Origin of the sequence: Bacillus sp. XF8, assembly GCF_017498755.1 — a bacterium.
GTDB classification, from domain to species: Bacteria; Bacillota; Bacilli; order Bacillales; family Bacillaceae_G; genus Bacillus_A; species Bacillus_A bingmayongensis.
In genome coordinates this window covers 55903-81243 of sequence record NZ_JAGDQK010000023.1, presented here as the reverse complement: position 1 = coordinate 81243, position 25341 = coordinate 55903, and the positions used below count along the sequence as shown (strand labels likewise).

The following is a 25341-nucleotide window of genomic DNA, read 5'->3' as shown; positions in this document are numbered from 1 at the left end:
CTTTAGCTAGCATTTGCATTTGAGATTTTATCACTCTTTACCGTAGGCGTAATGACGTGCCTCAATGAACGATGTAATCTAGGTACAAGAACTGCTGCTATAACTGCTTTAATAAGGTCCCCTGGTAAAAATACAACACTTACTTTAATCGCTTGCCATATAGAGGTATCCATGATAAATGCTTGGACAGTCACGCCAAATATATAAACAACTAGAATTCCGCCAATTATATTAATCAAAAATATTTTTATAATAGATACATGACGTAAACGCTCTGCAATATAACCTATCACGAATGCTCCAACAACGTATCCAATTAAATAACCTGCACTCGGACTAACAAAGACACCTGGACCACCACGGCCACCAGCTAATAATGGTGCCCCTACTCCAACAACAAACAAGAAAACCATTTGACTTAATGCCCCAAGACGCGATCCAAGCAATCCTCCCGCAAGCATAACCCCAAGAGATTGCAATGTAATCGGAACAGGTGTAACAGAAAGCGCAATTGGTGGTATCAGTCCTAACACACCCATAATTGCACTAAATAAAGCAACAAAAACTAAATTTTTTGTATTCATGTTTTTATTTCTCCTATTTGTAAACTACAAAAATTTACAAGATAACATATCATTGATGTTATCTTACCTTTACTCTCGTATTATTGTCAACTTTTTTTCGATTTTAGTTAACAATAAAAACACTATAAATTAACATGATTCAATATAAAAAAATCGACTCCCATCGGCAGAAGTCGCCTCTTTTTATAAAGTGCAACTTTAATCAGTGGGTTTTTCTTCTTCCCCCACTGATTATCAGCCCGCACCAATCGGGCTTTTACGGACAGTTTATCTTCCACCTAACTTCTTTGCTTCCGCCGAATTTTGAGGCGGGAGTATTACTGCCCGCAAATAGCGGGATAAATTATTTTTCGCTACCTTTATGCAAATCCTCTAGTTCTTTTCGTAATGCTTGCTTCAAAAATTTCCCGACGGATGTTTTTGGAATTTCTTCCATAAACACAATATCATCAGGTAACCACCACTTTGCAAACTGTGGTCGTAAAAATTCATATAATTCTTCTTTCGTTACAGAACTATTTTGTTTTTGCACAACACATGCAACAGGTCGCTCCTGCCACACTGGATGAGGTACCGCGACAACGGCAGCTTCAAATACAGCCTCATGCGCCATTAAAGCATTTTCTAAATCAACGGAGGAAATCCACTCACCCCCACTTTTAATAACATCTTTTGTACGGTCAACAATTTTAACGCAGCCCTCCTCATCAACTGTAACAACATCACCTGTATATAACCAACCATCACGGAATCCTTCTACAGTTCGTTCATCGTTATAGTAACTTGCAGCTATCCACGGTGCTCGTAAACAGAGTTCCCCCATCTCAGTTCCATCCCATTTCACTTCTCCACCCGCTCCAACTACTTTCATCTCAACGCCTGGTACAAGATACCCTTGCTTTGATCGAATTTCAAGCTGGTCTTCGTAGGATAAATCTGTCTCATAGCTTTTTAACCGTGCAAGCGTTACAAGCGGACTTGTTTCAGTCATTCCATATGCATGTACAAACGGAACGTTATACTTTTGTTCAAATGCAGCTATCACACTTTTAGGTGCTGCAGCGCCTCCACACAAAATTCGTTTCATACTTGATAAATCATAACTATTATTTTCTAATTCCTGCAAAACACCAAGCCAAATCGTTGGTACACCGGCAGCCAATGTTACTTTTTCATTCTGTATCATTTCTAGTAAAATTTTCGGTGTAAACATCGGGCCAGGTAAAACTTGTTTTGAGCCAAACCACGTAGCTGCAAAAGGTAATCCCCAAGCATTCACATGAAACATTGGAACAATTGCCATTGCTGCATCACTTTCAGATAATGCTGCTGTATCTGCTAATCCTAAAGCCATACAATGAAGTACCGTACTACGATGCGTATATACAACACCTTTCGGATTACCTGTTGTCGCTGATGTATAACACATACCCGCCGGTGTGTTTTCATCAATATCTTTTAAGAATTGGAAATCAGGATCTCCTTCTGTAAGAAGGTGTTCGTAGTGATAGACCGGCTCTAATGAAGTTTTTGGAAGCTCTTTTTTGTCAGTCATAATGATGTATGCTTGTACAGTTGATAATTCACTTTGAATTTTTTCAACGAGGGGTACGAGATCTTCATCAACGAGTAAAATACGATCTTCTGCATGTCCAATAATATAGGAAATATGCTGTGCAGATAAACGAATATTAATCGTATGCAAGACAGATCCAATACTCGGAATAGCAAAATATGCTTCTACATGACGATGATGATTCCACGCTAAAGTTCCAACTCGTTCTCCCTCTTTTATCCCTAATTTCTTTAATGCACTTGAAAGTCTCCTTGTTCTTTCTCCTAATTGTTTGTACGTTAAAGTTGTAATTGTGTCATGTGTACGCGAAACAATTCCTTTTTTGGGAAACAACTTTTCTGCCCTTTCTATCATGGAACTAATAGTCAATGGTACATTCATCATCATATTCGCCCAGCCTCCTATTAAAGCGTTTTCATTTTTAAATTTATTATATCAAACTCCCATAAATAAAAGTGGAAATATTTCAGTATTTTCTGAATTATTTCCATAGAAATAATATTCCAATTGACTTATATTAATCTTTTTATTCCATATCGCTTAATATCGTATCTTTTTCTATGACTATATTACTTTCATTGACTTTTTTCCATATCATATACCCTATACTTATCATTAGTAAAAATGGGACTCCAGTCAATAATGTAGTTTTAAACATATCAGTAAACCATGTTGTGATAATAATTGCTAACATTAATATCACTCCTAATATGGTTAAATACGGAAATCCCCACATACGTACCGGTAGCTTCCTTCCACCATTCTTATCCCACTTTTTTCTGAAATATAAATGAGTAATAAAAATCATCATCCATGTGAACATAGCTCCAAACATGGAGATGCCCATCATTAACATGAACGCTTGATTAGGAGAAACAATCGTAACTATGGTTGCTAACGCAATTCCAATTGTAGACAAAAACAAAGCTGAAACTGGAACTCCTCTCTTACTCAGTGCTCCAAAACGTTTTGGTGCATATCCCGCTCGCGATAATGAAAACATCATGCGCGTTGTAATATATAATTGACTATTCATCGCCGATAATGCTGCAATTAACACTACAAAATTCATAATACCAGACGCACCTATAATATGAAGTAACTCCATTACTTTAACAAATGGACTTTTATCCACACCAGCAGCTTTCCAAGGAACAATCATCAACATGAGAGCTAACGTACATAAATAAAATATAATCAATCGATAAATTGTTGAACGAAGAGCATTTGGAACTGCTTTTTCTGGATCTTTCGCCTCTCCAGCTGTAACAGCAATCATTTCTATACTAAGATAACTAAATATAGCCACACAAACAGCGACCCACATGCCCCACCAACCATTTGGGAAGAACCCCCCATCATTTATATAATTTTGCACACCCATTTCTGGATTAGCATTTGTACCAAATACGACATAAGCTCCTAGCAAAATAAAACCTAAAATGGCGATAATTTTAATCATCGAAAACCAATATTCAATTGTTCCAAATAAATTGACACTAGTAGCATTTACAAAAATAAGTATGCCTGAGAAGAGAATGACCCAAATCCAACCTGGTACAGTCGGAAACCAGTATTTCATATAGACCGAAACTGCTGTTACCTCTGTTCCTACAGCTGCTACAATACTTGCCCAATAGGCATAACGAACTGTAAAGCCAGCCCATTGCCCAATATAATGCTCTGCATAGGCACCAAAGGATCCCGATGTTGGATGTGCTACTGTCATTTCAGCTAAACAACCCATTAATAAAAAAGCGATAATTGCACCTATCCCGTAGCTAAGTAAAACACTTGGACCTGCTAATCCAATTGCCATCCCACTTCCTAAAAATAAACCTGTTCCGATTGCCCCGCCAATTGCAATCATCGATAACTGCCTGGTAGACAGTCCTCTTTGCAACCCTTTCTCTCTTTCTATAATGCTTTGAAACTCTCCCTCTCTCTTCTTCATATACTCCCTCACTTCTATCTATTTTGTATAAATTTATAACAGTATAAAAAATAAGTTGACTTCTTGTCAATTTATTTTACAGAAAATTCAATCTATTTTAGTTTGAAATAAATAGACGGAAATGACCTCATTAGGTTACTCCCCTCTATTTATTTCATCATATATATCACGTGTAATGAAATATCTTTTCGTATCACGATACGTATCCCTTACAAACAAATCATTTTTAATTGTTCTATCATACTCCATTCCTAAGCGTTTCATTACTCTTTCAGATTGTTCATTTGACGTATGGCATTCTGCTTCAATTTTGTTTAACTTTAGTCGTTCAAATCCATACTTAAGAAAGGTAGCAGCAGTCTCTGTCGCCATACATCTTCCCCAATACTTACATGATAGAGCATATGCCAGTTCTGCTTTATTCTCTCGAGCATCATATTCAATAAAACCACTTGTTCCAATCAATTCTTTTCTTTTTTCACCTCTATACCAAAAGCTGCTACGTCACCCTTTTCATATTGCAGTAAAACTGATTGAACAAATATGTAAGTGTCAGTTATCGTTTTATGAGGTTCCCATACAGTATACTTTGTCATTTCAACATCCGAAGCATACTCAAATATATTAGGAACATCTTGTATATGTATTAGACGTAATATCAATCAATTCGTATAAATTGTTGGATATGGATGCTTTTCTTCTATCATAGTGGTTTCTTCTTAAACTTTTGATAGTCTCGCACTTTCAACAGAAGTATACTTCCACAATCCGTACAAATATAAGCATCCACTGGAGAAGACGTAAACATCGTCTCTTTTTTTCTTATTTGTGCATATCCAACAAATTCACCTTCCCCAATATTATTAGAGCCACAATAAGAGCATGTATGTACCTCTTTCTTTCGCATGAGAGCACCACCTTTGTTCTGTTTCTACTCCCTTCGACAGTAATCTTCCATTTTCCTTCCATAAAAAAATTCCTAATTCTCCTAAACTTTAAAAGGAACAATAGCATTAGAGTCGTATTCATACATTGTAAATACATATATTACATTCTTTTTTGGAGGTAAAACATTGAATTCTACTATTACACTTCATTCAGCAAAAATAATCAAACAAGCAGAAATCAACATGTTGTTCGCTAGATTAATAGCCTTACAAACAATAAAAGGATTTGGACTCATGAAAGTGATAAGAAATAAAAAAAGATAGTATGGATATTCAATCCTTACTATCTTTACTCTTAATCGTTACGTGCCTTTAATAGTTAAGCCTCTTTTTACTTACCTTCCTGTTTTTCTAATACGTATAAATCCTCTTCTATGTTCGACAACTTATCTGTAATTAATTTTCTTGCATCTCCAATTGCTTGGTTATATGCATATGGTCCAAGTAATTTTATCATTTCTTCTATTAAACGTTCTGCTTGAAAACGCCCGATTGTATCTAAGTCTTCCTCTTCAAAAAACTGCTGGATTTGTTCTACAAGCTCATCTTTCTTTTCATTTGGTATTTTTACATTCATCATGAACCATCTTCTCCTCTATTTTTGAGATAATATTTCCCTTAACTCTACCATAGAAAAACGTGTTCCTGGACAAGTTTTTGTAACACCTTCTAATTCACGATGACCAAGTATGTGTGCTTCACATATAGAGAATCGCTCCATAAAGTCTCTACATAACGAATGTAGAGACTCCATTTGTGCTAAAGTTGGATCATATTTATCAAAATTACCTGTTATGCAAATTCCTATCGTTTCACTATTATATCCTTTTGCGTGAGCTCCAATGTATAATCCTCTACCTTCAAACACAGTCCCATCTTCTTCAATAAAATAATTATATCCAATGCCGCTCCAACCTCTTACCTTTTGATGGAATTCATGTGTTTTATGCACATCCCATCCATCTTCAGCTGTGTGATGGATAATAAGTTTTGTTACGCCTTGTAAAGGCTGCAATTCATCTTGAAACTTCAGCTTTGCTTGTTTAATTTCCATTCTGAATCCCCCTTTTACAACTCAATCATGATTACCGTTTTATCATCCGGTCGAATCCGCTTTTGTTCTTCCAATTCTTCTATTTTAGAAACATATTCTTTTATACCATGTATACTTACATATTGTACTGTTTGTTCAAGGGACCAGTCTGAGTGAAATAATCCATCCGAACAAATAAATATTCCTTTCACTTCAGCAAGTGGTAATTCTCCTTGTTGGATCCAAGTAATTGCTTCTGGCATCCCATTTGCTACTGAATATCCATTTGGCATATTGGCAAGATAACGATTATATTTTAATTGTTCTTGTATGTCATTAAATATATGTTCTTCCGGTACAGGAAGTCCCTTTTTTCTATCTTCTTCACGTTTTCTTTTCGCTCGTACACTAATCCCTTTTACTGTATCCTTTGTTAGCACCTTCATTGTTCCATCATGCAATGTAGCAACAATCATACAGTCACCTAGTTGCGCATATTGAATGCTTCTATCCTTTATACAAACTACAGCAATACATGTACACCATACATGATCTTTTTTTCTCGTATCAACCTTATACTCTATCATTTTTTCTTCTAACGCTTTGTTTGCAATTGCGATTTCATTTTGTAAATTGGATTTTTCTTTTAAAGATGTAAAATGACTTACAAATAAGTTTGAAGCTAGATATGCTCCATTATGCCCCTCTTCATCTTGAAACGAGACAAGTGGCGTTGCCCCATCACATACACCATAAACTCTCAATCCTTCATTACAAAAGAATGAATCTTCACACTCCTGTTTTAACGGACTTTTCTTTTGATACGTTTTAATTTCCATATCTTCACACCTCCTTAATAAAACCTGAAAAAGTAATTTGATTTTTTAAATTAGTCTAATTTTCCGAAATAAACTGTTTTTCCCCAAAACTTTCAATTTCATATATAATCTTGAAATAATATGATTTTTTAGTGAAGGACGGGAACAAGATGGTCAGATTTCTTGGAGTTATCATTGGTTCTATCATTATTGCAGTTGCCTTTAATCTTTTCCTTATCCCCCACAAGATTTTAAGTAGTGGAATTGGCGGAATTGCTATTATCTTAGGAATTGTAACCCCTGTAAACACGGGAATTATTAACTTTGCATTAAATTTACCTATTCTTATTTTAGGATACATAGGTCTTGGAAAAAAAGTAATTTTTAATACAGTTGTCTCTGTTGTAGTATTATCTGCGGCATTATACTGGATTCCAGTACAAATCGTCGCAAAAGATCCACTTCTTTCTTCCGTATTTGGAGGCGTAATTGCGGGAGCAGGAATTGGCCTTGTCTTTAATTGTCATGGTTCCACGGGCGGATTTGATATTATCGGCATGCTACTATCTCGCAAAAGAGATATTAAACTCGGTGGTTTCCTCATTATTTTAAATACAGTCGTTGTTGTCATCGCTGGATTTTTCTTTGACTGGGATGTAGCATTAACGAGTTTACTTTCAATCTATGTAACAGGTAAAGTAATTGATGCCGTTCATACGAAACATCGTAAAGTTACACTTATGATTGTAACAAATCAAGCTGAAGAAATGAAAAAGAAACTTCTTTCAACTGTTGTACGCGGAATTACACTTCTTGACGGTGAAGGTGCTTATTCAAGTGAAAAAAAGCGTGTACTTATGACTGTTGTTTCACGTGAAGAACTTGCAAGTATGAAACTAACTATTTCTGAAATCGATCCTCAAGCATTCGTTAATATTACGGAGACTGTTGAAGTGTTAGGGTTGTTTAGAAAAGGTTAAAACTAGGTGGAACTCCACCTAGTTTTTTATTTATTCTCCATAAATTCTAATCGATTTCCAAATGGATCTGAAACATAAAATCTAATAACATCTGAACGAGCATGATCATCTATGACTTGAATCCCTTGCTCGATTAATTTTTGCTTAAATTCATCAATTCTATGAACATAAAAAGCTGGATGCGCTTTTTTAGCCGGAGAAAAAGTTTGTTCAACTCCTATATGAATTTCTTGATTTCCACAACGAAACCAACAACCGCCACGTTTTCTTAATTCTTCAGGTTTCGGAATTTCTTCTAAACCTATTTTATGTCCATAAAAGTCTCTCGCCTCTTCTTCACACCCTGCAGGTGCTGCTACTTGTACATGGTCAATCCCTTGAATGTAACTTGTCATATCCCTCTCCCCCTTTATATTTTTATTTTATAGTATGCAGCTTTAAAAATAACTTATATAAGTTTTATAAAACTCCATAAGATTTACTTAACAGCCATATACATATGGTTTGTTTTATAATGAAGAAGGTGTTTTAATAAAAGTTTACCGAAAAGAAAGAAAACATATTCTATTCTGTAACTTTGTTTTTTATAGAAATATATAACATTTTTCATATATTATATTTATAATAGGTTATTGAATCTGTTTTAGATGCTAGATGCACGGAGGAAAAGTTATGAGTCGGAAAAAGTTCTCATCTATTCAAAGAAATCGCCATTCGGCTATACCTCGCCGTTTGCGAAATCATATTCAAAATTGTACTTTAACAGAAATGTACGCATCTCTTTTTGAACATAATCCTGATAGTATTATTTCATTGAACTTACAAGGAATTATATTACATATTAATCCCTCTGCAGAAAAAATATTAGGATATACTTCAGAAGAATTAGAAGGAAAAACAATTACTTCTATTATAGAAGCACATATTTCTGATCAAGTACTGCAATATATAAAAAATACTACAGCTGATAATCAAGAAGAATACATAATTTCTACCCGCCATAAAGATGGATATCAGATAGATGTAGTTACAAAATTAGTCCCTATTTTTATTCAAAATCATCTCTCGGGTGTATATGCAATTATGAAACCTCTCGAGAAATCTGAAAGAATCGAAAAAATGTTAAAAGAAAGCGAAAAACGATTGCGCACATTAATGGACTCAATGCCCGCCTTTGTCATCTTTAAAGATCATGAAGGACGCTGGCTTGAAGCAAACGATTATGCACTTTCTTGCTTTGATTTCCATGATGTCTCGTATAACGGAAAAAAAGATAGTGAACTCATTCAATATAACGAAGCATATCGTGAAGCGTTTTTACATTGTGAAGAAATCGATGAAATCGCCTGGCAAAAAAAACAAATTATTCATGGAGAAGAATTTGTTATTCACAAGAGTACATCCAACATTATTTTAGATATCTCCAAAGTCCCACTCTTTCACCCTGACGGTTCACGAAAAGGACTCATTGTTATGGGTAGGGATGTTACTGAATTGAAGGAAACCGAAAAATTACTACGAAAATCTGAAAAATTAGCGGTAGTTGGACAATTAACGGCAGGAATCGCTCATGAAATAAGAAATCCATTAACAGCGTTAAAAGGATTCTTAACATTATTAAAGCCCGAGATTAATGAACAAAACAAATGGTATATAGATGTGATGTTAAGTGAAATTTCACAAATGGAATCAATCACAAGCCAATTTATGGCGATGTCAAAACCACAGGTACTCTCTATCCACTCTTGCCAAATCCAATCATTAATTGAAGAAGTTGTAACCTTTATTTTGCCTACCGCCATCATGCATAGTACACATATTATTATGGATCACTTTTCTATTATGCCGGAAATTCATTGTGATGGTAACCAACTAAAGCAGGTCTTTATTAATGTACTAAAAAATGCGATTGAAGCTATGCCTCGCGGGGGGAATATTTTCATTCAAACAAAGCAATTGGATGAAAAATTCATTTTAATCCGTATTATAGATGAGGGCTGTGGCATTCCCGAAGATCGTATTTCTCGTTTAGGTGAACCTTTCTATAGTTTAAAAGAAAAAGGAACTGGACTAGGTTTAATGATGTGCTATAAAATTATCGAAGAACATCACGGTAAGCTACAAATTTCAAGTGAATTAAATAAGGGAACAACTGTAGATATTTGCTTACCTATTTCCCCACCTCAACATAATAACGAAATAGAAAAAGAGTAAATGGAAAAACCATTTACTCTTTTTATCGTAATCTATTCACATCTCATTCTGTTGCTTGTTCAAGTACTGTTTCCATTTCTTTAAACTTACGATGAATAGCTTTTCCAGGCTCTTTTGTTAGCAAGCTTACTATTATAACGACTAATAAACTTAACGAAAACCCTGGTACCATTTCATACATAGTTTCTTTTAAAACTGGAATCTGCACCCATGTAATTACTGTTACGGCACCAACAATCATACCAGTGAGCACACCCCATTTAGTCGTTCTCTTCCAATATAGACTAAGTAAGAGTGCTGGACCAAACGCAGAACCAAATCCTGCCCAAGCATATCCTACCAAGGTTAAAATCGTATCACTTGGATGATACGCTAGAACAACTGCAATCATAGCTACTACTAAAACGGAAAGTCTTCCAATTACTACAAGTTCTTTATCCGATGCATCACGACGGAAGAATGTTTTATAGAAGTCCTCTGTCACTGCACTAGATATAACAAGTAATTGTGATGAAATACTACTCATAACGGAAGCTAAAATAGCTGATAATAGGAATCCAGTAATATATGGATGAAATAAAATACCACTTTTTTGACTCATTCCTCACACTTACATGTAAGGAATGTTTCGCACTATTTTCCTCTCATTTTTCAGCTATGTTTGGAAATAATTCCGATAAAGGAATCACTCTGTCTTTTTCATCTTTGAACATAATGTGATCCCTCGTTAGATGACGAGGACTACTTACTCCCGCTGCCGCTGATAAAGCAAATAAGCTATATCTCATGCTAATAATATAATTCATCACCCTCCATTTCTTTTCATATGGGTCCAATGCTTTTTGATAATGTGGATTCGTTGTCGCAACGCCTGAAGGACATTGTCCTGAGTTACACTGAAGTGCCATAATACAGCCACTTGCCATCATAAATCCGCGCGCAGAGTTAACTGCATCGGCACCGATTGCTAAAGCTATTGCTACTTTATCGGGCGTTACTAACTTACCTGATGCAAAAACCTTTAATTTATCTCGGATTCCAAAACGACAAGCTGTGTCAACAAACGTAATTAACGCTGGTATAAGTGGCATTCCCATACTATCCGCCATAGATTTATAAGTTGCGCCAGAACCACCTTCCGAGCCATCAATTGTAATAAAATCCGGATATATATTTAATTCTTTCATCGTTTGTAGTAAATCTTCTAGCGCACCTTGTTGTCCAATCACTATTTTCATTCCAACTGGTTTACCACCCGTTTCTTGTAAATCATGAATAAAGCGTAATGCGTCTTTAGCATGATGCAAAAAAGCAAAGCGATTTGGAGAGTTAATCGTTTCCCCTGCTTTTACTTTTCGAACAGCAGCTATTTTCTGGTTCACTTTTTGTCCTTCTAGATGACCACCACGTATTTTAGCCCCTTGCCCAAATTTCAGTTCAAAGGCTTTAATATTTTTTTCTTTTGCCTTAGCTTTAAATTCTTCCATTGAGAAGTTCCCCTCTTCATCACGATACCCAAACAAACCAGGACCGATTTGAGCGATAATATTTGCACCTGTTTGTAAATGCTCCGGAATTACACCACCCTCGCCTGTATTAATCCAAGAACCTTCGGCCATTTTTGCTCCGTATCCTGTGGATAAAATATAATTTTCCCCAATAGCTCCATAAGAAGTAGCAGATGCTCCAAACATTCCATATACTTTCCATGGATACTTGCGATTCTCTCCGACTACAATCGTATCTTCTTCCTCATACAACCAAAGATTTGTTGTATCATCGATTAACTTTTCCCTTCTAGAAAACAAACCTTCTTTATGAATTACATATTTTTTTGCCATACGCTCTTCAGAAAGATTTACATGTAATTCTTCTGTAAGAATCGGAAAAAGAGTGTTCGCAATATAATACCCAGATACATCAAAATTTCGTTTTGAACCAAATCCGAGTACCTCAGAACGATATTTTGCCAAAAACATTACACTTTGAAAATCATAGCGTGAAAAGGGTTTCCCATCTGTATCATTATCAAACCAATACTGCCGAAATTCTGGCCCTATTTTTTCAAGTAAAAAGCGCATTCTCCCTAAATAAGGATGGAGTTTTAATATAGAGTGATGCGTGCGTTTCTTAATAAAAAAGGTAACCATAAACAGAATAATGAAAAGCATCATTAACAATAGCAAGATACCAATAATAACGAGTAGCGTTTCATTCATTTTCGCTTCCTCCCTTATCATGCCATTCCCCTGTAGTTTTTGCTTACTGAAATAATAAAAGGAGAACACTTCAGTGCTCTCCTTTTATCCTTATTCATATTAATGTAGTAAGATGCTGTTTCGCATCGTATTCCTCTAACCTTTCTCCACTTTTCACGCGATGAACAAAGTCCGGATTAGAAATTAATGGTCTACCAAATGCCGCTATATCAATTGTACCTTCTTGTAGCGCCACTTCTGCCTCTCCTGGGTTTAAATTCCCTACTCCTACAATCATCACACCATTCCAATATTTACGAACTAATTGATGCAAGTTTTTCCCATCAGCTATCACTTGTTTATAATCCATTGTTGAAGGGTGAATCATTATTAATCCTACCTCTTGAAACATCTCTACGAAAGTCTTAATTGCTTCTTCAGGGTTTTCCCACATATAACTTGGGTTATCCCCTTTGAATGCAGAAAAGCGAATGAGCGTTTTATCTGCACCAACTGCGCTTATTACAGCTTGTAACACTTCTTTCATAAACGTTAACCTTTGTTTTAATTCTCCTCCGTACTGATCCTTTCGATGATTAGCAAATTCATAAGCAAATTGATCGATTAAGTAGCCATGTGCTCCGTGAATTTCCACGCCATCGAATCCAGCTTCTATCGCATTTCTAGCAGCTTGTGCATATTGCTCAATAACTTCTTGAATGTCTTCAATTGTCATTTCTTCAGGAGTATCAAAAGGCTTTCGAAAACGCGGTACATTTCCTTGTGCAGCAATCGCTGATGGTGCTTGCGGTAAGAGCCCTCCTGTTAATTCATGATGACTCATACGCCCTACATGCCATATTTGGGCGATAATTGTTCCTCCTTCTTTATGTACTGCATCTGTTACCAGCTTCCAAGACTCAATTTGCTCCCCTGTATAAATACCTGGGACACCTGGATTCCCCTTCGCTCTTGGGCTAATTACAATTCCTTCTGTAATAATGAGACCCACGCCATCTGCCGCACGTTTCCGGTAATACTCGGCTACATCAGCCCCAACCACTCCGGTTTCATCATTGGCAAAACAACGCGTCATCGGTGCCATTGCTACGCGATTACGAAGAGACCAAGCACCAATTTGAATTGGATCAAACAGCTTTGTTTCTTCCACATTTTGAAATGATCCCCAATCGTTTATATTCGTACCTTCATAAATACTTGCTGCTGTTTTACTCTTTGAATTTGTCATTTTGATTCCCCCTATACCTTTTGTAATGAAACCCTCTATTTTTCACAATAACTTTAAAAATATTTCATATATGAATCATAATTTCTAACAAACTAGTACGTCAATTTATAAGCTCTTATCACACAACATTCGTATATGGAACAATAAAAAGAAGCCTCTCCAAATAAGGAGAGACTTCTTTTTATATACTAACTTGCTTACTAATTGTTTCTCTTGCTAACAGAAAACTCGTAATAACCTGCGCAGCCACACGGCTCGTCATATCACGAAAATCAAGCGTTGGATCAATTTCTACAATGTCCATACCTTGGACAAGCGGTTCTTGTCCAAGTGCTGTAATTGCATCAAGTAATGTCGTACTATCCATACCACCTGGACCGATTGCTGGACATCCTGGTGCAAATGCCTGATCTAATACGTCCATATCGACAGAAACATAGATAGCTGTAACTCCTTGTCTACGTAAAACCTCAATGCTTTCTGTAATGATATCTTTAATCGCTATCTCGCGAACATGTTTCATTGTATATACCGTCACACCATGTTCTTTAGCATATTCATGGTATGTACGAGCATTTGAGAAGTTACGAATACCAATTTGAACAAGTTGTTTTCCTGTAATGACATCATTCTCTAGCAAACTACGAAATGGTGTCCCATTAGACGGTCCGCCATCTTCTAGGTTACGTAAATCATGATGCGCATCAAATTGGATGATACCAACTTTCCCTTTACTACTTGCAAAACCACTTATACTAGGAAAACTAATGGAATGATCTCCGCCAAGAACGATCGGTACCATTTGCGGATTCAATTTTGTCAAACTGCTGAGTGTCTTAGCAATACGAGCATGACTTTCTTTTATGTCTGTCACATGCATGGTAATATCACCACAATCGTACAACACACTTTCTTTCATATCATGCTCTTCTGTAATCGCGTATGTGCTATATGCATCTAGCATTGCTCGAATGGTTTTTGGCGCAAAACATGCACCAGAATGACTAATAGATGGTTTAGAAAGCGGTGCGCCAATTAATGCTGCACCAAAGATTTCTTCCCCTTCATCCCATAGTTTAACCATATCGCTCCATTTCGTTACTTCACGATCTATAAACTTTGCATTTTTCTTTAAATAGTGGCCTTGCTCCACGCTTTGTCACCTCTTGTATATGCAAGATTACCATTCTTCCATACTGTATTTACATGACTCACACCGTAATGATACGGTACATACGCATAATTATATGCATCCCATAAAACTAGGTCTGCCCTACGCCCAACGCGAATTTTCCCAGCAACATCGCCGCGATTAATCGCATACGCTGAGTTAACTGTTACAGCATTCCAAACTTCTTCTGGCGTCATTTTCAGTTTCAGCATTGCAATGCTCATAATAAGTTGAATATTTTCAGTCGGGCAGCTACCTGGGTTAAAATCTGTCGCTAAAGCAACCGCTACACCTTCGTCAATCATTTTACGCCCACGTGCAAAGCTTTCTTTATTTAAGTAGAAAGTCGTTCCTGGGAGTAGTGTTGCAACTGTATTGGAATTCGCTAGCATTTCAATACCTTTATCTGATGCTCCAACTAAATGGTCTGCTGATGCCGCACCAATTTCTGCCGCTGCCTCTGCACCACCAAGTGGATCAATTTCATCTGCATGAATTTTTACATCAAATCCAAGTTCTTTTGCTTTTAATAAAAAGTCTTTTGATTCTTCTACAGAGAATACCCCTGTTTCACAGAAAATATCAACGAACTCCGCTAATTGTTTTTCTTTCATCTCTGGTAATAAATCTAACATCCATTGTAAAAACTCTTTTGATTTCCCTTTGTACTCTTTTGGAACAGCATGTGCTCCTAAAAATGTTGAAACTAAATCGATTGGATGCTCTTTTTGCAACTCTGCCGTAACCTCTAATTGCTTCCATTCCGTTTCATCATCTAATCCATAGCCACTTTTTGCTTCCACTGTTGTGACACCGAATGATAACATGCGATCTAAATGGAATTTCGCCTTCTGCACAAGCTCTTCTTTCGATGCTCGCTTCGTTGCATTCACAGTCGAAAGAATACCGCCGCCTTGCTCTAAAATTTCCAAGTACGGTACTCCCTGCAATTTAAGAGCAATTTCATTTTCACGAGATCCGCCAAATACAAGGTGTGTATGCGGGTCAACTAGACCTGGCGAAATCATTTTCCCTTCACAATCGATGATTTCTTTTGCTTGTAACCCTTTCGCCTCTTCCGCTGTTCCAACGAAAGTAATAACACCATCTTTAATACCGACTGCACCATTTTCGATAACAGGAAGCGTGTTCATCGCTTCCCGTCTTAACAAGCCATCTTCTTGATCCATTGTTAGCAATTGACCGATATTCGTTAGTAAAATGTCCAGCATGTTTTCTTCCTCCTTATTTCATCATTGGAATGTTAACGCCTTTTTCTTTCGCTGTTTCAACAGCTAAGTCATATCCTGCGTCAACGTGACGAACAACTCCCATACCAGGATCAGAAGTTAATACGCGTTCAATACGTTTTCCTGCCGCTTCTGTTCCGTCTGCAACAATAACCATTCCAGCGTGAAGTGAATACCCCATACCAACGCCACCACCGTGGTGAACAGATACCCAGCTTGCACCGTTAACACTATTGATTAATGCATTTAAAATCGGCCAATCTGCTACCGCATCACTGCCATCTTTCATCGCTTCTGTTTCACGGTTTGGTGAAGCTACAGATCCACAATCTAAATGATCACGGCCGATAACAATTGGTGCTGACAATTCACCGCTAGCAACCATTTCATTGATGATACGCCCGAATTTTGCACGTTCCCCATAACCAAGCCAACAAATACGTGATGGAAGGCCTTGGAATTCAACTTGCTGACGTGCCATACGAATCCAGTTACATAAATGCTCGTTATCCGCAAACTCGCGTAAAATTACTTCGTCTGTTTTATAAATATCTTCTGGATCGCCAGACAGTGCTACCCAGCGGAATGGTCCTTTTCCTTCACAGAATAATGGACGAATAAACGCTGGAACGAATCCTGGGAAATCAAATGCATTTTTCAATCCTTCATCGAAAGCAACCTGGCGAATATTATTACCATAATCAAACGTAATTGCACCTTTTGCCTGCATTGCAAGCATTGCTTCTACATGTTTTTTCATACTTTCTTTTGATAATTGCACGTAGCGTTCTGGATTTTCTTCACGAAGTTTTGCCGCTTCTTCTAATGAATAGCCTACTGGAACATAGCCGTTTAATGGATCATGTGCAGACGTTTGATCTGTCACTAAGTCTGGTGTAATGTCACGTTTCACAAGCTCTGGTAAAATTTCTGCAGCATTTCCTAATAGTCCAATTGAAATCGGCTCTTTCTTTTCTTTATATTCTTTCGCAACAGCTAGCGCCTCTTCTAAAGATTCTGTGTACATATCACAATACCTTTTTTCAATACGACGATCGATGCTGCGTTTATCTACATCAATAGCAATGACTACCCCACCGTTCATCGTAACAGCAAGAGGTTGCGCACCACCCATACCGCCTAAACCAGCTGTAAGTGTTAAGGTTCCTTGTAATGAACCACCAAAATGTTGGCGTGCCGCTTCTCCAAACGTTTCATATGTTCCTTGTAAAATCCCTTGTGTACCAATATAAATCCAGCTACCAGCTGTCATTTGTCCATACATCATAAGACCCTTTTTCTCAAGTTCACGGAAGTGATCCCAATTTGCCCACTTTGGTACTAGGTTTGAGTTTGCTAAAAGGACACGTGGTGCATCTTCATGTGATTTAAAAATAGCAACTGGTTTACCAGATTGAACAAGTAATGTTTCATCACTTTCTAATGTTTTTAACGAGTCCACAATTGCATGATAGCTATCCCAGTTACGAGCTGCACGACCAATACCGCCATAAACAACTAATTCTTCTGGTTTTTCAGCTACTTCTGGATCTAAATTATTCATTAACATGCGAAGTGCTGCTTCTTGAATCCAGCCCTTTGTTTGTAATTCTGTTCCTCTTGACGCACGAATTGTTTGTTTTACGTTTTCCATTTTAATCTCTCCCTTTTCCTTTTTTATCCCGCATGAACTACCAGTAAAAGCACGATTGGTGAAGGCTAATAATCTGTGCGGGGAGTAAAGTCCCCCACTGATTAAAGTTTCACTTTATAGTGCTGCATTGACATCCAATCGTTCTAATGTAAAGCGACTTGTTTTTAACCAATGTGCAATATTTTCAATATCTGTTGAGAAAATACGATCATTTGTAATTGAAGGTACGTGCTGACGACCTTGATGATAAAATACTTTCGTTACTGTACTCATTTCTTCAATACCACGATATTCTGCGGCTTGCATTGCACAAATCATTTCAATTGCAAGAACACGTCTTACATTTTGAATAATTTGATGTGCATGGCGTGAAGCAATTGTTCCCATACTTACATGATCTTCTTGGTTAGCGGATGATGGAATTGAGTCAACACTTGCTGGATGAGCTAGCGTTTTATTTTCTGAAACAAGTGAAGCTGCTGCGTATTGCATAATCATTGCACCAGATTGTAGTCCTGGCTCTGGACTTAAAAATGGTGGTAAATCATTTAACTGCGGGTTCACAAGACGCTCAATACGACGCTCAGAAATATTCGCAAGTTCCGCCATTCCAACCTTCAAAAAGTCCATAGCAAATGCAATTGGTTGACCGTGGAAGTTCCCGCCAGAAATTACTTTTTCTCCTCCATCAAAAATAAGTGGGTTATCTGTTGCTGCATTCATTTCAATTTCTAATTTTTCTTTTACATAATTTAAAACTTGCCAAGAAGCACCATGCACCTGCGGAATGCAACGAAGTGAGTATGCATCTTGTACACGCAGTTCTCCTTGCTTTGTTATAAGCTTACTGTCATGAAGTACATCGCGAATACGCTTTGCAACTTCCACTTGTTCTTTATAGCCACGTGCTTTATGCACATTTTCATCAAATGCATCGATAATGCCGCGCAATCCTTCAATTGTCATGGATGCAATTAATTCTGATTGATAAGCAATCGCTTCCGCTTCAATATAAGAAAGGATTCCTTGCGCTGTCATCGCTTGTGTACCATTGATTAATGCAAGCCCTTCTTTCGCTTCTAATTCAATTGGCTCTAGCCCTTCTTCTGTCAGGGCTACCATTGCATGAACGCGTTTCCCTTTATAAAACACTTCACCTTCTCCTAATAAAACAAGAGCAAGATGAGATAATGGAGCTAAATCACCGCTCGCTCCGAGTGATCCTTGCTGCGGAATAACCGGATGGATTTTCCTGTTTACAAACTCTAGCAGCCTATTTGCAACAAGAGGGCGCACACCAGATACTCCTTTTAACATCGTATTAGCACGTAAAATCAACATTCCGCGTGATACTTCTTCTGGAAATGGATCACCGATTCCGCATGCGTGTGATTGAATTAAATTATGTTGAAGTGCCTTTACGTCATCTTTCTGAATAAGTACATCACTAAATTTTCCAAATCCGGTTGTAATACCGTAAACAACTTTTCCATCTTCTACAATTTTCTCAACAACTTCACGGCACTCGGCTACTTTTTGCATACTGGTTGGACAAGCTGTTACGCCTTCCCCTTCAAACAACAAACGTTTCATTTCTTCTACTGTCAATGAATGTCCTGTTAATGTAATCATCCTTTTTCCTCCTTAAAAAGAGCAAAAGGGGACCTTACCTTTTCAAGACAGACTTCTGTCCTGAAAAGCAAGGCCCCCTTCTAACTAATAGACTATGGGCAAATCATATGTGATTAATTCCTAAACCAATCGCCTCATGCTCAGATCCTTTTACAGGCGCACCTATCGTTCCATAAAGTGCAACAGCAACCCATTCGCCTTCTTTTTTCCCGTCGTAGGGTGTACCGCGCACGATTGCAAACCGAAGACCTACTGTACGAAGAACGTCTGCTAACTGAATTTGACCTCTCGTTACCCCGTACAATGCTTCCATGATTGCATGATAAAGTGCATGCGTTTCTCTGTAAACGTCTGTTTCAATAACTTGGTTGCTCTTAGCCGCTGTTTCCATTGCTGCGACAACTTTTTGTGAATTCATAGAACCAACTTTTCCAGTACAATATTTCCATCCTTTTGGAATGGATAATACAGGACTTTCATTCTCGTCCGCAAGCGCCAACAACATGGCCATACGACCAATTCGATGTGTTCCTTGAAGAAGCATGTGACTCTCTCATTTCTTGTGAATTATTTGAATATTACTTAATTTAAGAATATATGAAAACGGTTAAATCGTCAATAGTTTAAATTGTTATTTGAATGAATTTTTTAAATAATCCATTACCGTTGTGTACACAATCTATTTACAGAAAATTTTTAAGCATGCTATAGTCTCACTAACAGCTGTAAGGGGGATCCAAAATTGGTTAAGAGAAAAGATATTCACTTTCGAATTGATGAAAGATTACTAGAAAGATTTGAAGCAGCACTTCATTATGAAGGTCTAAATAAAACAGATGTTTTAACACATGCTATTCAGCAATTTTGTGTAAAGGTGGAATCAGAAAAATTGAATGATGTAAAAAGACAATACGCTGTAAGTAACCATCTGCAAACACGGATCAATACTCATAAAAAATACGAGGAAAAACGAGTAAACTTAGATGAAATTGTAATAGCTCATCTACAATTACAAGGAACGGAAAAGATATTAGAAGTTGGATGCGCTAACGGAAAATTCCTTGCACTGCTACAAAAAAATGGTCATAAAGGGCATCTTACTGGTCTGGATCAATCTACAACTATGCTGCGAGAAGCTGCTATGAATGGGGCGCAACAACATGTAAATATTCAATGGAAACTTGGAGACGCTACCAAACTTCCTTTCCCAACTGATTCTTATGATTGGATCATCGCAAGACATATGCTGTATCACCTGACGGATGTTGAAAAAACAATTCAAGGATTTCATAAAGTAATTTTTCCTGGAGGCAGATTCCTAGCCACAACAAACTCCAAAATTTCATTACCTCGTATGGATGAGATATGTAACAAAATGTTAGTCGCATTCGATTTACCCGAAAAATCACCATCAGCTTCTCCATTTTGTTTAGAAAATGGAGAACAATTATTACAATCTGTTTTTCAAACTGTGGAGGAAACAGTTATTCATAATGCACTCCTATTTCATCATTCTACACCTATCGTTAACTATATCTCTAGTATGTTTCCATCTTTAAACATACCTGATGACATTCATCTTCATTCAGAAATGAAAGAATGGCTGACCATTGAAATAGAAAATGAATTATCGCTTCATGGCGGAGTATGGCGTGATCCAAAAACCCTTGCTATTTATAGGTGTACAAAATAAGTTTGAATCTACTTTATAATAAATTCTTTAAATTTATCTTAGGTTGATGTTGATATGGCGATACCCTAAAAAGAAAATTACACATTATAAATATAAAAATAAACACAACTATAAGAGGTGAAACCGTTGGCTATAAAACAAAAGGAAATTAAGCTGGTAATTGGTGCAGGGGAATATAATAATAATCCAGGATGGATACATACGAATGAGGAAGAATTGAATTTATTAAAAAGGGAAGATTGGATAAAAAGGTTTGATCCTAACTCTTTAACGGTAATTTTAGCGGAGCATGTATGGGAACATTTATCATATGAAGAAGGCATAGAAGCGGCGAAAGTATGTTATGAGTTTTTAAAGCATGGTGGTTATATTCGATGTGCCGTTCCTGATGCATTTTTCCCAGATGAAGAATACCAAGAAGGTGTACAAGTTGGCGGTCCTGGACCTAAAGACCATCCTGCAGCTAGTCATAAAATAGTTCATAATTATGAAACTTTAAGGAAAATGTTTGAAACTGTTGGATTCGAAGTAGAATTACTTGAATATTGTGATGAAGAGGGAAATTTTCATTACAATGAATGGGATGGAGCTGATGGGGTTATTTTTCGTTCCAAAAAATATGATCCACGAAATCAAGGGGATAAACTTGTTTTTCCATCGTTAATTATAGACGCAATAAAGTTTTAGTTATTAAGCTAAACAGGTGTTTTTCTTGAACAAAAGCTTTAAAGTCGATTTCCAATAGGAGATCGACTTTTTTAGTATCATAACTTAACAGTCTTGATACCTCGTCATTATTATAAAGATATACGCGGTTTCGTAACATGGATTTATAAATCGCGTGAAAGTTACATATAAGCAATCAAAATACTAAAATAGTAGTAATTTCGAAGCTTCATGTACGGTTTCTATTACCTTCATTATAATGATCCCCCATCTCTTCACATTGATAGAATAGTCGATCTAATATGATCTTTTTCTTTATATTAAAAAACTTATTTAAGAACATTTCCCTCATATTTCTTCTCATTTAACCATTTCATGAAATACACCTCTGTTTCCCCTACTGTCGCTTCATCAGTATTCACATATGTAACTGGAAACTGTTTATACCACTGTTTTTCAGTATTTATTAACTCTAACTGCCCTTCAAATGTACTGCGTCTTCTTGACGTATCATTCTCCTTTCTCTCTTGCAATTTCTTTTTAGAAACATCCAAATAAAAAATTGCATTCGAACGACATTTTCTTAATTGATACAATTCATCTTTTAGTTCGTTTTCAATATCCCAATCCATCCCTATCAATTTTGGAAAATGTAGTGAATAAAACTCAATATCTTCCGGACCACGATCAAATATTAAAGTGCTCCCTCGTGCATTCTGAAATTCTTTTATTTTTGCCTCAATAAACATTTTTTGATTTGTAATAAATCCCTCTTTTGTGTAAATATCCAAATTTAATTTTTTTCTTTTTTCTACAATTTCATAAGTTTTTTCATATAATATGGGCAATCCACACTCTTCTAGTCTTCTTGCTAACGTTGTTTTCCCGCTCGCCATTGGTCCTTGAAGCGAAATAATATACGACATTTCTCCACCTCTTTTTATAAAAAACAAGTATCTTTTTACAATAAACGGAATTTTATAAACTATCAACAAAATACTTCGTACCTTGTTTCCTATTTCTATCTAGCTTATAATAAAAAACAGAGACGATTATGAACGCCTTTTATGTAAGCTTGGAAATCCAAGCTTACATTATTTTTTGCTTTCCCTTTCATTAAAAACAGGATATACTAGTTTAGAACATATGTTCTTAATGATTACATATAGTAAGGAGATAGAACAAATGGTATACGATACAAAAGTAATTTCTTGGAACGAATCTTTAAAACAACTACAACGTCGCTACACAAATCAATCAGTGGATCGAAAACAATTTGAAGATGTTGAGCTCATGGAGTTCTTCCGCAATAACGACTACATTTCTCTTCCTACACATATTAGCGGCCTATCAACAAAACGTTTTACTTCTTACTCTATTTTCACAACTGAAGATAAAGATCGTAAAGTTGGTACACTTATCATTGAATATTTAGAAGATGATAATGATATATTACGTGTCGAACAGCTATACTTTGTTTAATTCATGACGCTTGGTCAAAATGGCCAAGCGTTCTTGCTTTCTATCAATCCCACTGCTTATAATACTAGTAAAAGGAAAACTGCTATCGTAAAGGGGGTATACACTTGCTCGAAGGATGGTTTAGTTGGTTTATTGTTACTTGGACTGTTATTTTACTAGGTCTTATGTCTATTGGTGGGTATTTTATGTTCCGAAAATTCTTGAAACGTCTACCGAAAGAAGACGGCATGTCTATTTTAGATTGGGAACAACACTATATCGAGCAAACACGGCATTTATGGGATGATGAGCAAAAACAATTATTAGAAGAACTTGTAAGTCCAGTCCCTGAACTTTTCCGCGATGTCGCAAGATCTAAAATTGCTGGTAAAATCGGAGAGCTGGCGTTAAAAGAAAAATCCTCAAAAATAACTGAAGATTTAATTATTAAAGGGTATATTGTAGCAACTCCTAAACGAGATCATAAATTTCTTATTAAAAAATTACAGGAAAAGCAAATTGATTATTCCCGTTATCAATCACTGCTGGCCAAATAAAAAACCTCAAGGAGTCTTGAGGTTTTTTACGTTAATTTCATATCTTTCTCATTATAAAATCCATCTTCTTTTTCCATTTCCTTTTGCAATTTCGTAAATGAGCGATACATTGCGATTCTCCAAGATATAATCATTGCAAAAGCCAGTAAGAAGAACATACCGCTTAGCTGTCCTAAATCAAGTGATTGACTCAAATATGTTTTAAACACAATACGTACAACGAGTAAACCAATTAAAATAAACACAAATGCTTTGGAGCGTTTTAAATAAATGTCTTGTCCACGCACTTCAAATTTAGATGTTTTAATAAGAAAAATTGAGAAAAACAAACCTACACCGATTGCTTCTAACATTTCTGCTGGTGTTAGGCGAAATTCCGGAAAAATATACATCAGTGCTCCCGTACTCATAAAGAATGGTGGGAGAATAATTTTTTTCAATGTTGCTGGCTTTTTTGCTGCTTTTAAACGAATAAACATCGCACCTACAGCCATACAGATGGCAACAATACTTGATAAAAGAACTAAGTTCATACTTTCTCATCCTTTTTTGTGGCAATATGAAAATATAGTTTCATTATATGCTTTTCTGTTAGTATTTCCAACATTTTCACAGGATAATACTAAAAACCGGTGAAACCACCAAATAAACTTGAGAAATATGCGATAATTTTCGTCATCCAATTAAAGTATAAGAAAATACCCATAATAATCATGATATATCCGCCTACTTTTACAAACGTCCCACTATGTCGTTTAATCCAAGACATTTTCGTAATAAAAAATGAAAGTATAAAAAACGGTATTGCAAATCCAAGTATATAAGCAATCATATATAGCATTGCTGATTCTGGATTCGTAGTAGCCAATCCAATTACGGCTACTAAAATCGGCCCTGTACAAGGTGTCCAACCAGCAGCAAATGCCAATCCAATTAAAACAGATCCAATGTAACCACTAGGACGATTTTTAAATGTAAATTTTCGATCTTGCATTAAAAACTTTGGCTTAAATACCCCCACAATTACAAGTCCGAATACAATAATGAATATTGCACCTAACTGTCTTATTAAATCTTTATAATCTTGGAAAAATGATCCAATAAAACTTGTACCAAAACCAATTGCGATGAAGACAATTGAAAATCCAAGTAAGAAAAACGCCGTATGTATCATACTTCTTTTACGAAGCATCGCATTTTCTTCTTTTAATTCAGAAACTGACATTCCCGTTATGTAAGATAAAAACGCTGGATAAAGCGGTAAGCAACACGGGGAAATAAATGATAAAAAACCGGCCCCAAATGCTAAAAAAATATTAATATCTTGCATCCTTTCACTCCTCTCCTCTTCAATATTGTAGCAAAAATGAAAGAAAATACTATGTACAATTCATGAATTCACCATTTACAACATTTTAATAAGAAAAAAATAGCTGCACACTGCTATACAAATAAAAAACCGACATAAAACCCTTCTTTTTAGATGGAAGAGAACGTCCCGCTATGCATAGAGACGGTCAGATCCTTTTCCTGCCCCATGCCAAATAAAAACAAAGAGAGACAACAAGTAGCGGTTACCTTTCGTTATCCATAGCCGCGGCTTATATATCAAAAAATCAAAATGGATTTATATATTTTTTCTGAAGCGTTTTCATTTTTCTTCTATTATAAATATATTCTGTTATTCATTAACATATCAAAGCT

At 36.3% G+C, this 25341-nt stretch carries 24 protein-coding genes and 2 pseudogenes; 6 read left to right on the top strand and 20 right to left on the bottom strand.

Features of this window, described 5'->3' with window-relative positions; all coding sequences use genetic code 11:
* Positions 1 to 2: 2 nt before the first annotated feature.
* From J4P91_RS15515 to J4P91_RS15480, 8 genes and pseudogenes are all read right to left on the bottom strand, one after another.
* Positions 3 to 584: a biotin transporter BioY gene (locus J4P91_RS15515; protein WP_207994844.1), complete on the bottom strand. Its 582-nt coding sequence runs from the start codon at positions 582 to 584 to the stop codon at positions 3 to 5.
* A 343-nt stretch (positions 585 to 927) separates the two neighbouring features.
* Entirely contained in the window at positions 928 to 2547 is a 1620-nt protein-coding gene (locus J4P91_RS15510; RefSeq protein ID WP_207994843.1) for a long-chain fatty acid--CoA ligase, read from the bottom strand.
* Positions 2548 to 2686: 139 nt separating this feature from the next.
* On the bottom strand, positions 2687 to 4114 hold the full coding sequence (locus tag J4P91_RS15505) for an amino acid permease (protein WP_207994842.1): 1428 nt from the start codon (positions 4112 to 4114) through the stop codon (positions 2687 to 2689).
* A 135-nt stretch (positions 4115 to 4249) separates the two neighbouring features.
* Positions 4250 to 4776, bottom strand: a pseudogene (locus J4P91_RS28925) (GNAT family N-acetyltransferase).
* A gap of 41 nt (positions 4777 to 4817) precedes the next feature.
* The gene (locus J4P91_RS15495; RefSeq protein ID WP_017151441.1) at positions 4818 to 5021 is read right to left on the bottom strand and encodes a hypothetical protein; all 204 of its coding nucleotides are present in this window, start codon (positions 5019 to 5021) and stop codon (positions 4818 to 4820) included.
* A gap of 371 nt (positions 5022 to 5392) precedes the next feature.
* Positions 5393 to 5641, bottom strand: a complete 249-nt coding sequence (locus tag J4P91_RS15490; protein ID WP_017151439.1) for a DUF2164 domain-containing protein — start codon at positions 5639 to 5641, stop codon at positions 5393 to 5395.
* A 15-nt stretch (positions 5642 to 5656) separates the two neighbouring features.
* A complete protein-coding gene (locus J4P91_RS15485; protein WP_207994840.1) occupies positions 5657 to 6115 on the bottom strand; it encodes a peptidoglycan recognition protein family protein in 459 nt (152 codons plus the stop codon).
* A gap of 14 nt (positions 6116 to 6129) precedes the next feature.
* Complete coding sequence (locus J4P91_RS15480; RefSeq protein WP_207994839.1) at positions 6130 to 6933, bottom strand: protein phosphatase 2C domain-containing protein; 804 nt, start codon at positions 6931 to 6933, stop codon at positions 6130 to 6132.
* Between the two features lie 149 nt (positions 6934 to 7082).
* On the opposite strand from J4P91_RS15480, the gene J4P91_RS15475 reads away from it, so the two are divergent.
* Entirely contained in the window at positions 7083 to 7892 is an 810-nt protein-coding gene (locus tag J4P91_RS15475) for a YitT family protein (RefSeq protein ID WP_017151436.1), read from the top strand.
* A gap of 26 nt (positions 7893 to 7918) precedes the next feature.
* Here J4P91_RS15475 and J4P91_RS15470 read toward each other — a convergent pair whose 3' ends face one another.
* Positions 7919 to 8287 (bottom strand): VOC family protein, encoded by a 369-nt coding sequence (locus J4P91_RS15470; protein WP_207994838.1) that lies wholly within the window; start codon positions 8285 to 8287, stop codon positions 7919 to 7921.
* Positions 8288 to 8564: 277 nt separating this feature from the next.
* On the opposite strand from J4P91_RS15470, the gene J4P91_RS15465 reads away from it, so the two are divergent.
* Entirely contained in the window at positions 8565 to 10106 is a 1542-nt protein-coding gene (locus J4P91_RS15465) for a BA3702 family sensor histidine kinase (protein ID WP_017151434.1), read from the top strand.
* A 43-nt stretch (positions 10107 to 10149) separates the two neighbouring features.
* On the opposite strand, the pseudogene J4P91_RS15460 reads toward J4P91_RS15465, so the two are convergent.
* The 8 genes and pseudogenes from J4P91_RS15460 to hutP all read right to left on the bottom strand — a co-directional run.
* Positions 10150 to 10695 (bottom strand): annotated as a pseudogene (locus tag J4P91_RS15460) (sodium:solute symporter family transporter); the annotation flags it as partial.
* Positions 10696 to 10750: 55 nt separating this feature from the next.
* Positions 10751 to 12325: an FMN-binding glutamate synthase family protein gene (locus tag J4P91_RS15455; RefSeq protein WP_207994837.1), complete on the bottom strand. Its 1575-nt coding sequence runs from the start codon at positions 12323 to 12325 to the stop codon at positions 10751 to 10753.
* Positions 12326 to 12419: 94 nt separating this feature from the next.
* Positions 12420 to 13553, bottom strand: a complete 1134-nt coding sequence (locus tag J4P91_RS15450) for an alkene reductase (protein ID WP_207994836.1) — start codon at positions 13551 to 13553, stop codon at positions 12420 to 12422.
* A 181-nt stretch (positions 13554 to 13734) separates the two neighbouring features.
* Positions 13735 to 14706, bottom strand: coding sequence for a formimidoylglutamase (hutG, locus tag J4P91_RS15445; protein ID WP_207994835.1), 972 nt, complete (start codon positions 14704 to 14706; stop codon positions 13735 to 13737).
* Positions 14685 to 15956 (bottom strand): imidazolonepropionase, encoded by a 1272-nt coding sequence (hutI, locus tag J4P91_RS15440; RefSeq protein ID WP_207994834.1) that lies wholly within the window; start codon positions 15954 to 15956, stop codon positions 14685 to 14687. Before hutI ends, hutG begins: the two co-directional genes overlap by 22 nt.
* Before the next feature lie 13 nt (positions 15957 to 15969).
* Positions 15970 to 17628, bottom strand: coding sequence for a urocanate hydratase (gene hutU, locus J4P91_RS15435; RefSeq protein ID WP_017151428.1), 1659 nt, complete (start codon positions 17626 to 17628; stop codon positions 15970 to 15972).
* A gap of 114 nt (positions 17629 to 17742) precedes the next feature.
* Positions 17743 to 19260 carry a histidine ammonia-lyase gene (gene hutH / locus J4P91_RS15430; protein WP_017151427.1) on the bottom strand — a complete coding sequence of 506 codons (1518 nt, stop codon included), beginning with the start codon at positions 19258 to 19260 and terminating at the stop codon, positions 17743 to 17745.
* Positions 19261 to 19363: 103 nt separating this feature from the next.
* Complete coding sequence (gene hutP / locus J4P91_RS15425; protein WP_000926516.1) at positions 19364 to 19804, bottom strand: histidine utilization transcription antiterminator HutP; 441 nt, start codon at positions 19802 to 19804, stop codon at positions 19364 to 19366.
* A gap of 198 nt (positions 19805 to 20002) precedes the next feature.
* Between hutP and J4P91_RS15420 the strand changes: the two genes are divergently transcribed.
* Positions 20003 to 20953 carry a class I SAM-dependent methyltransferase gene (locus J4P91_RS15420; protein WP_207994833.1) on the top strand — a complete coding sequence of 317 codons (951 nt, stop codon included), beginning with the start codon at positions 20003 to 20005 and terminating at the stop codon, positions 20951 to 20953.
* A gap of 126 nt (positions 20954 to 21079) precedes the next feature.
* Complete coding sequence (locus tag J4P91_RS15415) at positions 21080 to 21640, top strand: class I SAM-dependent methyltransferase (RefSeq protein ID WP_207994832.1); 561 nt, start codon at positions 21080 to 21082, stop codon at positions 21638 to 21640.
* Between the two features lie 308 nt (positions 21641 to 21948).
* Here J4P91_RS15415 and J4P91_RS15410 read toward each other — a convergent pair whose 3' ends face one another.
* Positions 21949 to 22545: an AAA family ATPase gene (locus J4P91_RS15410; protein ID WP_207994831.1), complete on the bottom strand. Its 597-nt coding sequence runs from the start codon at positions 22543 to 22545 to the stop codon at positions 21949 to 21951.
* A 259-nt stretch (positions 22546 to 22804) separates the two neighbouring features.
* On the opposite strand from J4P91_RS15410, the gene J4P91_RS15405 reads away from it, so the two are divergent.
* Positions 22805 to 23101 carry a hypothetical protein gene (locus J4P91_RS15405; RefSeq protein ID WP_017151421.1) on the top strand — a complete coding sequence of 99 codons (297 nt, stop codon included), beginning with the start codon at positions 22805 to 22807 and terminating at the stop codon, positions 23099 to 23101.
* 104 nt (positions 23102 to 23205) lie between these two features.
* Positions 23206 to 23637: a DUF2621 domain-containing protein gene (locus tag J4P91_RS15400; protein ID WP_017151420.1), complete on the top strand. Its 432-nt coding sequence runs from the start codon at positions 23206 to 23208 to the stop codon at positions 23635 to 23637.
* Positions 23638 to 23663: 26 nt separating this feature from the next.
* Here J4P91_RS15400 and J4P91_RS15395 read toward each other — a convergent pair whose 3' ends face one another.
* Positions 23664 to 24170 (bottom strand): CcdC family protein, encoded by a 507-nt coding sequence (locus J4P91_RS15395; protein WP_207994830.1) that lies wholly within the window; start codon positions 24168 to 24170, stop codon positions 23664 to 23666.
* An 89-nt stretch (positions 24171 to 24259) separates the two neighbouring features.
* Positions 24260 to 24967, bottom strand: coding sequence for a cytochrome c biogenesis CcdA family protein (locus tag J4P91_RS15390; protein ID WP_207994829.1), 708 nt, complete (start codon positions 24965 to 24967; stop codon positions 24260 to 24262).
* Positions 24968 to 25341: the final 374 nt, after the last annotated feature.